This is a genomic window from Nonomuraea sp. NPDC052116, from assembly GCF_040680035.1.
Classification (GTDB): domain Bacteria; phylum Actinomycetota; class Actinomycetes; order Streptosporangiales; family Streptosporangiaceae; genus Nonomuraea; species Nonomuraea angiospora_A.
On sequence record NZ_JBFAWA010000006.1, the window covers coordinates 153,858 to 167,142 of the forward strand.

General features: G+C 72.0%; 14 protein-coding genes. 12 read left to right on the plus strand and 2 right to left on the minus strand.

The features are described 5' to 3' along the window. Nucleotides 1-20: 20 nt before the first annotated feature. Together AB0L65_RS13225 and AB0L65_RS13230 are read right to left on the minus strand one after the other, a co-directional pair. Complete coding sequence (locus tag AB0L65_RS13225) at nt 21-734, minus strand: hypothetical protein (RefSeq protein ID WP_364244139.1); 714 nt, start codon at nt 732-734, stop codon at nt 21-23. A gap of 640 nt (nt 735-1,374) precedes the next feature. Next, nucleotides 1,375-2,319, minus strand: a complete 945-nt coding sequence (locus AB0L65_RS13230; protein WP_364244141.1) for an AraC family transcriptional regulator — start codon at nt 2,317-2,319, stop codon at nt 1,375-1,377. Between the two features lie 122 nt (nt 2,320-2,441). Between AB0L65_RS13230 and AB0L65_RS13235 the strand changes: the two genes are divergently transcribed. From AB0L65_RS13235 to AB0L65_RS13290, 12 genes are all read left to right on the plus strand, one after another. Further along, on the plus strand, nt 2,442-3,002 hold the full coding sequence (locus tag AB0L65_RS13235; RefSeq protein ID WP_364244143.1) for an NAD(P)H-dependent oxidoreductase: 561 nt from the start codon (nt 2,442-2,444) through the stop codon (nt 3,000-3,002). Between the two features lie 609 nt (nt 3,003-3,611). Beyond that, a complete protein-coding gene (locus AB0L65_RS13240; protein WP_364244145.1) occupies nt 3,612-3,953 on the plus strand; it encodes a hypothetical protein in 342 nt (113 codons plus the stop codon). Between the two features lie 121 nt (nt 3,954-4,074). Next, nucleotides 4,075-5,016: a sulfite exporter TauE/SafE family protein gene (locus AB0L65_RS13245; RefSeq protein WP_364244147.1), complete on the plus strand. Its 942-nt coding sequence runs from the start codon at nt 4,075-4,077 to the stop codon at nt 5,014-5,016. A 58-nt stretch (nt 5,017-5,074) separates the two neighbouring features. After that, nucleotides 5,075-5,461, plus strand: a complete 387-nt coding sequence (locus AB0L65_RS13250; RefSeq protein WP_364244150.1) for an Rrf2 family transcriptional regulator — start codon at nt 5,075-5,077, stop codon at nt 5,459-5,461. Nucleotides 5,462-5,571: 110 nt separating this feature from the next. Further along, entirely contained in the window at nt 5,572-7,203 is a 1,632-nt protein-coding gene (locus AB0L65_RS13255; protein WP_364244153.1) for a TIGR04028 family ABC transporter substrate-binding protein, read from the plus strand. Beyond that, a complete protein-coding gene (locus AB0L65_RS13260; protein ID WP_364244156.1) occupies nt 7,185-8,132 on the plus strand; it encodes an ABC transporter permease in 948 nt (315 codons plus the stop codon). Before AB0L65_RS13255 ends, AB0L65_RS13260 begins: the two co-directional genes overlap by 19 nt. Before the next feature lie 38 nt (nt 8,133-8,170). After that, the gene (locus AB0L65_RS13265; protein ID WP_364244159.1) at nt 8,171-8,962 is read left to right on the plus strand and encodes an ABC transporter permease; all 792 of its coding nucleotides are present in this window, start codon (nt 8,171-8,173) and stop codon (nt 8,960-8,962) included. Next, nucleotides 8,959-10,497 (plus strand): ABC transporter ATP-binding protein, encoded by a 1,539-nt coding sequence (locus AB0L65_RS13270; RefSeq protein ID WP_364244162.1) that lies wholly within the window; start codon nt 8,959-8,961, stop codon nt 10,495-10,497. The genes AB0L65_RS13265 and AB0L65_RS13270 overlap by 4 nt, the downstream gene beginning before the upstream one ends. After that, the gene (locus AB0L65_RS13275) at nt 10,494-11,486 is read left to right on the plus strand and encodes a putative FMN-dependent luciferase-like monooxygenase (RefSeq protein ID WP_364244165.1); all 993 of its coding nucleotides are present in this window, start codon (nt 10,494-10,496) and stop codon (nt 11,484-11,486) included. The genes AB0L65_RS13270 and AB0L65_RS13275 overlap by 4 nt, the downstream gene beginning before the upstream one ends. Further along, on the plus strand, nt 11,483-12,073 hold the full coding sequence (locus AB0L65_RS13280) for a CMD domain protein (protein ID WP_364244168.1): 591 nt from the start codon (nt 11,483-11,485) through the stop codon (nt 12,071-12,073). The genes AB0L65_RS13275 and AB0L65_RS13280 overlap by 4 nt, the downstream gene beginning before the upstream one ends. Continuing rightward, nucleotides 12,070-12,645, plus strand: coding sequence for an alkylhydroperoxidase domain protein (locus AB0L65_RS13285; RefSeq protein ID WP_364244171.1), 576 nt, complete (start codon nt 12,070-12,072; stop codon nt 12,643-12,645). Before AB0L65_RS13280 ends, AB0L65_RS13285 begins: the two co-directional genes overlap by 4 nt. Beyond that, on the plus strand, nt 12,642-13,262 hold the full coding sequence (locus tag AB0L65_RS13290; RefSeq protein WP_364244173.1) for a VOC family protein: 621 nt from the start codon (nt 12,642-12,644) through the stop codon (nt 13,260-13,262). The genes AB0L65_RS13285 and AB0L65_RS13290 overlap by 4 nt, the downstream gene beginning before the upstream one ends. Nucleotides 13,263-13,285 lie beyond the last annotated feature (23 nt).

The following is a 13,285-nucleotide window of genomic DNA, read 5'->3' on the forward strand; positions in this document are numbered from 1 at the left end:
CAGTCCTAGCGTTGCTCCAGTCAGCTGGTGATGGTCAGGTCGCGGAGGAGGAAGTAGCTCGCGATGTCGCTCTGCAGGTACTGGTGGTAGTACGTGGCCATGGGCTTGGCGGCCCTGTCCGCGGTGAGGACCGTGATGACCACGTACTTCTTGGACGCGCCCGAGCGCATCTTGCCGTAGGCGTAGCTCTTGAGCGTCTTGTCCGTGCGCCACTTGACCGCGTCCGAGGTGAGCGATGCCAGGCGCGTGGCCATGGTCTTGGCGGCACCCTCGCTGGGAAAGGACAGCAGGAGCTGGACCGCCTTGATGTGCCCGCCGCTCGCCGAGTACGCGAGCTGGACGGCACGCTGACAGTCGTTCTTGGCCAGCACGCCCTGGCCGTCCACAGGGTCGCAGCTGTCGTACGTCCACCCGGCGACCTTCTTGGCCTGGAGCTTCACGTCTCCCAGCTTGAAGTCCCAGTCCTCGAACTCGTCATCGGTGAGCGGCGAGCCGGGATCCACCCGCTTCGAGGTGCTGGACCTGGTGTCGCTGGGGGCCGGGGTGGGCTCGGCGGGCTCGGAGGTGGGCGGGTCCGACGGGGCGGCCGACGGCGGGTCGGACTGCGGTGCCGTCGTGGTCGTGGGGACCGGGTCGGCGGTCGGCAGCGCGACGGGCGATCTCTGGCCGGAGTCGCGCATATAGAGGAACGCGACGACCCCGCCGCCGATCAGGAGAACCGAGACCAGGCCCACGACCAGGCCGATGACCAGGGCATTGGTGCTCTTCTGCGGCGGAGCCGGGGGCGGCGGCGGGCCTGGGACGGGGCCTGGGGCCGGGAGCAGCAGCGTGCCTTGGGGGCCGGTCGGGTTGCCGTACGGCGGCTGCCCCTGCCCGGCCCCGTAGCCACCTTGCCCGCTCGGCGGGCCGTAGCCGGGCGGCGGGGCTCCCTGCCCAGGAGCGGGCCCGTACCCGGGTGGCGGGGCTCCCTGCCCAGGCGGTGGGCCGTATCCGGACGGAGGGGACCCTTGCCCAGAGGCCGGGCCGTATCCGGGCTGAGGGGACCCTTGACCAGATGAGGGGCCGTATCCGGATGCGGGGGGAGTCTGCCCATTCGGCGGGCCGTATCCGGGTGGTGGGGCGCCCTGTCCGGGTGGGGCCGGGTAGCCGGGTTGGCCGTATCCCGGTTGGCTCTGGCCGTAGCCGGGCTGCGGAGGGCCGGCTTGGCCGGGCGGCGGGCCGTAGGGCTGCTGCTGTGGGCCGTACCCCTGCGGCGCTCCTTGCGCGCCCCACGGGCCTTCCGGCTGGGGCTGGGGCGGGGGAGGCTGCGGAGGGTATGCCATTGCTCCATTGTGGGGTAGCCGATCCCCATCTGCCCCAGCCGCCCCCCAAATCTCAGGAGGCCGTACGCGCCTCTTCGGACACCTGGCGGCGGTATTTCCCGGGCGCCAGCCCGTACTGCCGCTTGAACGCGTTCCCGAACGCGAACTCCGACCCGTACCCGACCCGCTGCGCCACCTCCGCCACCGAGACGTCGGACTCGCGCAGGATGCGGGCCGCCGTGGCCAGGCGCCACCACGTGAGGTACGCCAGCGGCGGCTGCCCGACGAGGGAGGTGAAGCGGCGGGCGAAGCCGGCGCGCGAGAGCCCGGCGTGGGCGCCGAGCGACTCGACCGTCCAGTGGTGGGCGGGGGCGCGGTGGATGGCGTCCAGCGCGCGGCCGATGGCCGGGTCGGCCAGCGCGGCGGCCCAGCCCGACTCCCTGCACGCGTCGGACTCCAGGTCGAACCAGGCGCGCAGGATGTAGAGCTGGAGGACGTCCAGCAGGGACGTGACGACGGTGTCGGCGCCCGGCCGGGGGTTGTCGATCTCGCCGGCGAGCAGTTCGACGGCGGCCCGGAGCTCGGGATGGTGGCCGAGCGTGGTCGGCAGGTGGATCACGTCGGGCAGCGCGTTCAGGATCGGGTGGGTCCTGGTGGGGTCGAGCTGGTAGCCGCAGCAGAGGGTGACCGTCTCGGCCCCGTCGCCGCCCTCGATGGTCGAGGCGAACAGCTCGGCCTCCAGGTACGGGTCGCAGACCGGCGCGGCGAGCGGCGTGCCGGGAGTGTCGGCCAGGCCGTACCCGTCGCCGTGCGGGAAGAAGACCACGTCGCCCACGCTCAGCGGCATGGGCTCGCCGCCGGGCGGGATGAGCCAGCAGGACCCGCGCAGCACTATCTGGAAGCCGGCGGACCCCGGCACCTTCGGGAACTCCTTGCCCCAGGGAGCCCGCCAGGAGATGCGCACGGAGGTCGGGCGGCCGGTACGCATGAGGGCGACGACGTCGCTCAGCACATCCATGTCATCAGTCTAAGGCCGGAGACTCTCGCGTATAAAAAGTAGTGTTTGAAGCATTGGATATCTCAATACCGGCTCCTACTGTGGGTCAGGCATTTCCTGACTCGCTGAGAGGACCGATTGACATGATCAGGGTTGGCATCATCATGGGGAGCACCCGTCCCGGCCGCAACGCCGAGGCGGTGGCGCAGTGGGTTCACGAGCTGGCGACCAAGCGCGGCGACGCCGAGTACGAGCTGGTGGACCTGAAGGACTACGCCCTGGGCAACCTGGACGAGCCGCAGCACCCCGCCGCCGGGAACTACGCGCACGAGCACACCAAGCGGTGGGCGGCGAAGATCGCATCCTTCGACGCGTTCGTCTTCGTGACGCCCGAGTACAACCACTCGATCCCGGGCTCGCTGAAGAACGCCGTCGACTTCCTGTACGCGGAGTGGACCAACAAGGCGGCCGGTTTCGTGGGTTGCGGGGTGGGCGGCGCGGTCCAGGCCGTCGGACACCTGCGCGACGTCCTCTCCAATGTCGGCGTGGCCACTGTGCAGCAGCAGGTCGCGCTCTCGATCTTCACAGACTTCGAGAACATGACCGCGTTCAAGCCCGCCGCCGTGCACGAGGACAAGCTCGGCGTCATGCTCGACCAGGTCCTCGCCTGGGGCGGCGCCCTCCGCCCGCTGCGGGCGGCCTGACCACGCACTCGCGATCGCGCCCGGCTCTCGGTGGTACGGCTACGGCCCGGCGAACTCGCCGGCCACCGACGGCCACCCGCGCCGCCGGGGCGGGCACCCCGGCGGCGCGGTTCGAGGGGGCTGGGGTGACGGGACGGCGCAAGTGCCGGACATCGCCCCCGACGCTACGCCGGACGCCGACGCAGGCGATCGCGGCGTAGAGGCGGCGCCATGGGGATGGCGGCGCCCGGGGGTGATGGCGCCGTGGGGATGGCGGCGCCTGGGGTGGTGTCGGGGTGATGGCGCTGCGGATGGCGGCGCGGGAGTGACGGCGCTGCGGAGTGGCAGCGGGACGGTGGCGCCGGGGGCATGGCAGGGCTAGGCGCCTGGCTTCGCGGTCCCCAAGGGGGCGGGGGAGGCGCTGGTCGCCGCGCTTGGGGACGGTCGCGGCACGGTGCGGCGGGCCGTGGCGACCGGGCTGAGGGAGCCGGCGGAGGTGCTGCCCGCCACCCCCTCGCTGGGCGCGGCCCTGGCCGGGTGCCTGACCGGCGCGGACGCGGTCGTCCGGGCCGCCGCGCTCGACGTGCTGCGGTTCGGCGGCCAGGCGGCGTTTGGGCTACCGCGCTCGACGTGCTGCGGCTCAGCGGCCGGGAGGCGTTCGCGGTGGGGAATGGCGACCCCGACCGCCGGGTGCTCGTCGAGGCGATCTGCGGGCTGGTCTTGCTCGATGAGGCCGGCCTGGTGGCCACGGCCGCCGCCGACCCGTCGCGCGAGGTGCGGGTATGGGTGGCGAAGAGCCTCGGCCTCATCGGCGAATCGACAGGGTCGCCGGCGGTGCTCGCGGACGACGCGGGCCCGGCCGCGGCGATCGAAGCGCTGGTCGCGGCCCTCTCGGACACCAAGCGCAAGGCCGCCGCGCTCGCCCCTCACTGGGCGACCGCCTCCGAAGGCCGGACTGCGCACCGTCATTGACGATCCGGACGCCGACCTACGGGCCAATGCACGAAGAGCGATCCATGACTTGACTCGATCTTGAAACTCATAAATCCTTAACCCTACTTGGATAGTAGGAAAGATAGGGAAAGGGGCGGTTGTGCGAGCGCTCATCCTGCTCGGGCTGGTCGGTTTCGCGGCCCAGCTCGTCGACGGAAGCCTGGGCATGGCCTACGGCGTCACGTCGACCACGCTTCTGCTGGCCATCGGCACCAACGCGGCGGCCGCCTCGGCGACCGTCCACCTCGCGGAAATCGGCACCACGCTCGCCTCGGGCATCTCCCACTGGCGCTTCGGCAACGTCGACTGGAAAGTCGTCGCCAAGATCGGCATCCCGGGAGCGATCGGCGCCTTCGCCGGCGCGACGTTCCTGTCCAGCCTCTCGACCGAGGTCGCCGCCCCGGTCATGTCGCTCATCCTGCTCACGCTGGGCGTCTACATCCTCATCCGATTCACCGCCTTCGGGCTCCCGCGCGGCAACCTGGGCAAGCCGCTGCGCAGGCGCTTCCTCGCCCCTCTCGGCCTGGTGGCCGGCTTCGTCGACGCGACCGGCGGTGGCGGCTGGGGCCCCGTCGGCACCCCCGCCATCCTGGCCAGCGGCCGCCTGGCCCCGCGCAAGGTGGTCGGCTCGATCGACGCGAGCGAGTTCCTCGTCGCCATCGCCGCCAGCCTCGGCTTCTTCGTCGGCATCGGCTCCGAGAACATCGACTTCGCCTGGGTGGCCGTACTGCTGCTCGGCGGCGTCATCGCCGCGCCGATCGCCGCCTGGCTCGTCCGGCACATCCCGCCGCGCATCCTCGGCTCGGCCGTGGGCGGCGTCATCGTCCTGACCAACGTGCGCAGCCTGCTGCGCAGTGACTGGATCAAGGCCTCCGGCGGCGTCCAGGCGGTCGCGTACATCGTCATCGCCGTCATCTGGGTGGCCGCCATCGCCTGGTCGGTCCGCGAGTACCGCCGCGACAAGGCCAACGAGTCGGTCGAGGCGGTCGAGTCCGAGCTGCAGGCCCGTGCGACGGCAGAGGAGGAGACGGCCTCCGCCTGAGGCCACGCGCGCAGGCTCGGCTTCCCGTGGGGGAGCCGAGCCCGACGCATTGATGCCTATGAGAATCTCTGCCCGTACCCAGTACGCGCTCGGCGCCATGCTCGCCCTGGCCGTGGCGGACGGCCCGGTGCACGCGGAATGGATCGCCGCCAGCCAGGAAATCCCGCGCCGCTTCTGCGACAACATCCTGCTCCAGCTCCGCAGGGCCGGCCTCATCAACAGCCAGCGCGGCCCCGACGGGGGCTACTGGCTCGCCCGTCCGGCCAAGGAGATCGCCCTGGCCGACATCATCCGCGTCACCGAAGGGGTGGAGCAGGCGACCCGGCCCTTCCCGAAGGCCGCCGCGCCGCTGGCCGCGATCTGGGCCCAGCTGCGCAGCCACGAGGACGCGCTGCTGGGCGAGATCACCCTCGCCGACGTCGTGGACCCCGCCGAGCCCGCATAGCACTCCTGAGGCGGGCATGCCTGGGTGCGTTATCTCACTATTTCCTGCTTTATAGGTAGGTTATAGTGGTTTGCGCCGATGGCTCCCGTACAACGAAGGGCAGATCTCCCATGTCATCCTCCAGACTGCGCACCACAGCCGTGGCGAGCGCCGCGATGCTCGCCGTCGTGGGGCTTCTCGGCGCCTGTGGCGGTGGCGGAGCTGCCCAGTCGGCCAGGAGCGGCGGGCAGCCGGTCTACGGCGGCACGCTCACCTACCTCGAGCACCAGCCCCCGACCTGCCTCTACCTGCCGGCGGCCGGGTTCTATCCCAACGGCGGCATCCTCAACCAGATCACCGACAAGCTCACCTGGCAGAACCCGAAGACGCTCGAGATCGAGCCCTGGATCGCCAGCAAGTGGGAGGTCGACAAGGACGCCACCGAGTACACGTTCCACCTGCGCGACGGCGTGACGTTCAGCGACGGCAGCCCGCTGGACGCCTCCGCCGTGGCGGCCAACTTCGACGTGTACGGCCTGGGTGACGAGAAGCTCAAGCTGCCCGTCGCCGAGTTCGTCAACAACTACCGGCGCAGCGAGGTCGTCGACCCGCTGACCGTGCGCTTCCACTTCGACAAGCCGTCGCCCGGCTTCCTCCAGGGCACCTCGGTCATCGGCGCCGGGCTGGTGTCCAAGAAGACGATCTCGCTGCCGTACGAGCAGCAGTGCCAGCTCAAGAACATCGTCGGCTCCGGCCCCTTCACGCTGAAGAACCAGGTCGTCGACAAGGAGGTGGACCTGGTCGCGCGCAAGGACTACAACTGGGCGCCGCCGTCGTCGAAGCACCAGGGCCGCGCGTACCTGGACGAAATCAAGATCATCGTGACGCCCGAGGACAACGTGCGCGTCGGCGCCCTCACCTCCGGCCAGGCCGACTTCGTCAGGTACGTCCAGGCGTACGACGAGAAGACCGTCAAGGACGCGGGCTTCCAGATCTACGCCGAGCCCACGCGAGGCGTCAACAACGGCCTCTACCTGCGGCCGCGCAACAGCATCCTGAAGGACGTCAAGGTCCGCAAGGCCCTCCAGGCCGGCACGAACGCCAAGGAGGTCGTCGACACCCTCTTCACCGCGAGCTACCCGCCGGCCACCTCGGTGCTCAGCCACCTGGCGCAGGGCTACGTGGACCTGTCGAAGGACCTCGCCTACGACCCCGACAAGGCCAACCGGCTCCTCGACGAGGCGGGCTGGGCCAGGGGCGCCGACGGCACCCGGGCGAAGGACGGCGTGCCGCTGCAGCTCGGCGTGTTCGTCTCCGGCCCGCAGCCGCTGTCGAAGCAGACGCTCGAACTCGTCGGCCAGCAGTGGGCCAAGCTCGGCGTGAAGCTGGAGATCCGCCCCGCCGACGCGGGCACCCAGGCCGTGGACATCAAGAACGCCGAGAAGACCGCCATCCAGCACGGCATGGTCGGGCGCGCCGACCAGGACGTGATCAAGAGCCACTTCCACAGCAAGAACCGCGACGTCATCCTGTCCGACGACACCAAGCTGGACAAGCTGCTGGAGGAGGAGTCGGCCGAGCCCGACGTCGCCAAGCGCAACGCCAAGGTCGCCGAGATCCAGCGGTACGTGCTCGACCAGGGCTACGCGATCCCGCTCTTCGAGGAGCCGCAGGTCTACGGCGGCGCGCCGTACGTCCAGGGGGTGGCCTTCGAGGCGGTCGCCAGGCCGTGGTTCTACTCGGTGTGGAAGTCGCAGCAGTGACCAGGTACCTGCTCGGCCGGGTCGGGCAGGCGGCGCTCGTGCTCTGGATCGCCTTCACGGCAAGCTACGTGCTGCTGCAGCTGCTGCCAGGCGACTCGATCCTGATCAAGTTCCAGAACCCCGAGCTGGGCCTGTCGCCGCAGCAGATCGCCGAGATCCGGGCCTATTACGGCGCCGGCGACCCGCCGCTCCTCGACTACCTGAACACCCTGCTCGGCTTCCTGCGCGGCTCGTTCGGCTACTCGATCGACACCGGAACGCCGGTCGTCGAGCGGCTGGGCGAGGCGCTGCCGGAGACGGCGAAGCTGGCCTCGGCCGCGTTCGCGCTGGCGGTGCTGATCGCCGTGCTGATCGCGTTCGCGGCCGGCTACAGCAGGACCTCCTGGATCAGGAACGCGCTGCTGTCGGTGCCGTCGGTGTTCGTGTCGATCCCGGCGTTCTGGCTGGGCATCCTGCTCATCCAGGTGTTCTCGTTCCGGCTCAAGCTGGTGCCCGTCATCGGCGGCGGGCCGGTGCAGCAACTTGTCCTGCCGGTGCTCACGCTGGCCGTGCCCATCTCCGCGCCGATCGCCCAGGTGCTGGCGCGCAGCATGGACCAGGTGTCCACGCAGGCGTTCGTGCCCGTGGTCGCGGCCAAGGGCGCCTCGCGGTGGTGGATCCTGTGGCGGCACGTGGCCCGCAACGCCGTGCTGCCGACCCTGACCGTGGCGGGGCTGACGCTGGGCGAGCTGATCGCCGGGTCGGTCGTGACCGAGACGGTCTTCGGGCGCGGCGGCATCGGACGGCTGACCGAGCAGGCCGTCAACGCGCAGGACACGCCGGTGATGCTGGCCGTCGTCGTGCTCGCCGCGACGGTGTTCGTGCTGGTCAACCTGGTGGTGGACGTGCTGTTCCCGGTGCTCGACCCGCGGATCGAGGCGGCCTCGTGAAGCGAAGGGGCGGCCTCGTGAAGCGAAGGGGCGGCCTCGTGAAGCGCAAAGGCGGGCTGGCGCTCGCGTGGGCGGTGATCGGCCTGGCCCTGTTCTGGGCCGTGGTGCCGGGCCTGTTCACCGGGTACGACCCGATCGCGGGCGTCCCGGCCGAGAAGCTGCAGGCGCCGAGCGCGTACCACCTGTTCGGCACCGACGCGGTCGGACGCGACCTGTTCGCGCGGGTGGTGCACGGGTCTGTGCACTCGCTGTCGGGCGCGTTCGTGGCCGTGGCAGTGGGCCTGGTGCTGGGCACGCTGCTCGGGCTGCTGGCCGGATCCGTCGGCGGGGTGCCGGACGAGGCCGTCATGCGGATCGTGGACGTGCTGCTGTCGGTTCCCGGCCTGCTCCTGGCCCTGACCGTGATCATCCTGCTCGGGCCCGGCACCGTGAACGTGGCCATCGCGGTCGGCGTCGGCTCGGTCGCGGCCTTCGCCAGGCTGTCGCGTTCGGAGGTGGTCCGGGTGCGGCGCACCGACTACGTGGAGGCCGCGTTCGGCAGCGGCGGCCGGTTCCCGGCCGTGCTGTGGCGGCACGTGCTGCCCAACTCGCTCGGCCCGGTCATCGCGCTCGCGGCGCTGCAGTTCGGGATGGCCATCCTGGCCATCTCGACGCTCGGCTTCCTCGGGTACGGCGCCGAGCCGCCCACGCCCGAGTGGGGCCTGCTCATCTCCGAGGGGCGCAACTACCTGGCGACGTCATGGTGGCTGACCACGCTGCCGGGCGCCGTCGTGGTCGCGGTGGTGCTCGCCGCCGGCCGCATCAGCCGTTCGATCGGGAGGCACGAGTGAGCCTGCTGGAGGTCCGCGACCTGGCCGTCTCCTACGACGGCAGGCGCGCGGTCGAGGGGGTCTCCTTCACCGTGGAGCCCGGCGAGGTCGTCGCCGTCGTCGGCGAGTCGGGATCGGGCAAGTCCACCACCGCGCACGCCGTCATCGGCCTGCTCCCCTCGAACGGCGCCGTGGACGCGGGCCGGATCCTGCTGGGCGACGCCGACCTGGCGTCCTGGTCGTCGAAGCGCATGGAGTCGGTACGCGGCGCCCAGATCGGCCTGATCCCCCAGGACCCGTCCAGCTCGCTGGACCCGGTCAAGACCGTCGGGGCGCAGATCGCCGAGGTGCTGCGCATCCACAGGCGCGGCGACCGGCGGGCGATCCGGAGCCGGGTCGTCGACCTGCTGGCGCGCGTGGGCCTGCCGGACCCCGAGGCGCGGGCCCGCCAGTACCCGCACGAGCTGTCCGGCGGCATGCGCCAGCGCGTGCTCATCGCCATCGCGATCGCGCTCGAACCCCGCCTGATCATCGCCGACGAGCCCACCAGCGCCCTGGACGTCACCGTGCAGCGGCGCATCCTGGACCTCATCGACGACCTGCGCGCGGAGTCCGGCACCGCGCTGCTGCTGGTGACCCACGACCTGGGTGTGGCCGCCGCCCGCTCCGACCGGCTGGTGGTCATGAAGGGCGGCCGGATCGAGGAGCAGGGCCGGACGCCGGAGGTGCTGGCCTCCCCGGCGGCCGACTACACCAAGCGCCTGCTGAACGACGCCCCGTCGCTGTCGGCGTCCCCGTTCCGCGACCCCCCTCCCGGGAGCGAGCCCGCGATCGTGGTGCGCGACCTGGTCAAGGAGTTCAAGGGGTTCAGGGCGGTGGACGGGGTCTCGTTCGAGGTGGCCCGCGGCACCACGCACGCGCTCGTGGGCGAGTCCGGCTCGGGCAAGACGACCACGGCCCGGATGGTGGTGCGGTTCGCCGAGCCCACCTCGGGAACGGTCACCATCGCCGGGGCGGGGCAGGGCCGCGGGTTCCGCCGGCACGTGCAACTCGTCCACCAGAACCCGTACGGGTCGCTGGACCCCCGGCAGCCGATCGGCGACATCGTGGAGGAGCCGTTGCGCAACTTCCGGCTGGGGGACCGGGCCGAGCGGCGCGCCCGCGTGCTCGACCTGCTCGACCGGGTCGCGCTGCCGCGGGACGTGCTCACCCGCAGGCCGCGCGAGCTGTCCGGCGGGCAGCGGCAGCGGGTGGCCGTCGCCCGCGCGCTGGCGGCCGGGCCCGAGGTCGTCGTGCTCGACGAGGCCGTCTCCGCCCTCGACGTCACCGTGCAGGCGCAGATCCTCGACCTGCTCGAACAGCTCCAGCGCGACCTGGGACTGACCTATCTCTTCATCTCGCACGACCTGGCCGTGGTGCGGCAGATCTCGCACACCGTCTCCGTCATGAACAAGGGAAGAATCGTGGAATCAGGAACGACCCGGCGGGTCTTCACCGACCCCCGGCACGAATACACCCGCGAGCTCCTGGCCGCCATCCCGGAGCCCGCGATATGAGGCTCGGCTTCTTCACCCGGCTGCTGGACGACGTTCCCGCGGGCGAGCGCTACCGGCTGGCCACCGAGCAGATCGCGCACGCCGAGGCGTACGGGTTCGACACGGCCTGGGTCGCGCAGCACCACTTCGACGGCGCGGAGGGCGGCCTGCCCGCGCCGCTGGTGTTCCTCGCCCACGTGGCCGCCCGGACCAGCCGCATCAGGCTCGGCACCGGAATCATCACGCTCCCGCTGGAGCAGCCGGTGCGGGTGGCCGAGGACACCGCCGTGCTCGACCTGCTCACCGGCGGGCGGCTGGAGGTCGGCGTGGGCAGCGGCGGGACGCCCGCGTCGTTCGCGCCGTTCGGGCACGACAGCGCGGAGCGCTCGGCCGTCTACGCCGAGCATCTGGCGGTGCTGCTCAACGCCTGGTCCGGGGGCGACCTCGGCGGCGGCAACCGGCTCTACCCGCCCGCGCCGAGGCTGCTGGAGGCGGTCTGGCAGGCGACGTTCTCGGTCGGCGGCGGCGTACGCGCCGGGCAGGCGGGCCACGGGCTCATGCTCTCGCGCACGCAGCCCCGCCCGGCCGACGACCCGCAGGCCACGCTGGCCCAGATCCAGCGGCCCATCCTGGACGCCTACCTCGAACACCTGCCGCCCGGCTCGGCCCCGCGGATCATGGCCTCCCGGACCGCGTTCGTGGCCGACAGCCGGGCTGAGGCGCTGCGCTACGCCGAACTCGGGCTCGGGCGGGGGCGGCTGCCGTTCGAGCTGCCGGACAGCGACCTCGACCGGCGCATCGCCGCGTTCGACGTGCACGTGGGTACGCCGCAGGACGTCATCGAGAGCCTCAAGGCCGACCCGACCCTCGAACGGGTCACCGACCTGGTCCTCCAGGCGCACTCGGTGGACCCGCCGCATCCGCTCGTCCTCCGCTCGATCGAGCTGCTGGCGACCGAGGTCGCGCCCGCGCTCGGCTGGGTTCCCTCCACAGAATTGAGCACCACATGATCGCCGACGTCATCGACCATCTGGCGGGCATCCAGCCCGGCTCGTCGCTCGACCGGCTGCGCGCCCGCCGGCCCGCCGCCCGGGAGCACGCCCAGCGCAGCTACGACGCGCTGTTCAGCCCTGAGACGGAGGAGGAGATCACGCTCGTCGAGCGGGACGCGGTCGCCGCCTTCGTGGCCGGGCTGCACGACGCCCCCGGCATCGCGCGCTTCTACGCCGACCGGCTGGCCGAGCTCTCACCCGGGCTGCTCGCGGCGGTCGAGTCGGAGGTCTCGGCCGGGGCCACGACCGGGCCGTACGGGGTCTACCCGGGCGAGGGCCCGCTGTCGGTGGAGAGCGACGAGGGGCTGCGCTACCGGGCGCGGCGCCCGGGCGACCTCGGCGTACGGCTCGCCGCCGCGTTCGAGCACGCTCACCTGCTCGTGTTCCGCCCCAGGGAGGCGGGGCGGGAGTCCCTGGACGCGCTGGCCCGGGCGGGCTGGAGCGCCACGGGCGTCGTGACGCTGTCGCAGCTCGTCGCCTTCCTCACCTTCCAGATCCGCGTGGTGGCCGGGCTGCGTCACCTGCAGAACGGAGCGACCTCATGACTCAATTGGCGTTCACGCGGGATCAGCTCGGGTGGGAGCCCTGGCTGACGCCCCTGGAGACGGACGAGCTGACCGACGAGCACTACGAGGCGCTGGTCGACAAGGCCCGCGCGAAGTCGCCGTACTTCCTGCTCCTGGCCAGGGACCCGGCGACCCTGCAGGCCAGGACGAGGACCGACAACGACATCTTCTACAACGCCGACGGCGGGCTGCCGCGGGCCGGGCGCGAGCTGGCCGCGACGGCGACCTCGCGCCGCAACGGGTGCGTGTTCTGCGCCTCGGTGCACGCCCGCTTCGCCGCCCACTACTCCAAGCGGGCCGACGACGTGCAGCGGCTGCTCGACGAAGGGGTCAACGCGCCCCAGGACGGGGAGTGGCAGGCGATCATCGACGCCTCGGTGGCCCTGGCCGCCACCCCGGCCGAGTTCGGCGCGAACCACGTCGAGGCGCTGCGCGCGGCCGGGCTCGACGACCTGGCGATCAGCGACGTCATCCACGCGGCCGCGTTCTTCAACTGGGCCAACCGTCTCATGCTCTCGCTCGGCGAGCCCGTCGAGGAGCCCGCGTCATGACGGCGGAGCTCGACCACCTCGTCTACGCGGTGCCCGACCTGGCCGCGGGTGTCATCGCGTTCGCCGAGGCCGCCGGCGTGACTCCGGCGCCGGGCGGCAGCCACCCGGGCGGAACCGCCAACTACCTGGTCGGCCTGGGTCCCACCGCGTACCTGGAGATCATCGGCCCGGATCCGGCGGCGCCGGGCGCGCGGCCACGCGCGTTCGGCCTGGAGACCCTCACCGCGCCCCGGCTCGCCGGGTGGGCGGTGCGGCCCGCCGACATCGACGAGACGGTACGGCGGGCCCGCGCGCTCGGCGTCGACCCCGGCGAGGTTCAGCCGCTCTCGCGCCGCACGCCCGCGGGCACGCTGCTGGAGTGGCGCCTGACCAGGTGGGCCGACCCGGCGGCGATCAACCCGGTGCCGTTCCTCATCGACTGGGGCCGGACGGCGCACCCGGCCGCCTCGGGGCTGCCGCAACTGGGGCTGGCCGCCTTCACCGCCACCCACCCCGACCCCGACGCGCTGCGCCGCGAGCTGGCCGCGATCGACGCGGAGCTGGAGGTCTCGAAGGGGCCGGAATCGGCGTTGCGGGCGGTGCTGGACACCCCCCGCGGCTCCGTGACCCTGAGCTGACGACCGCCCGTGCCCGTCCCCGC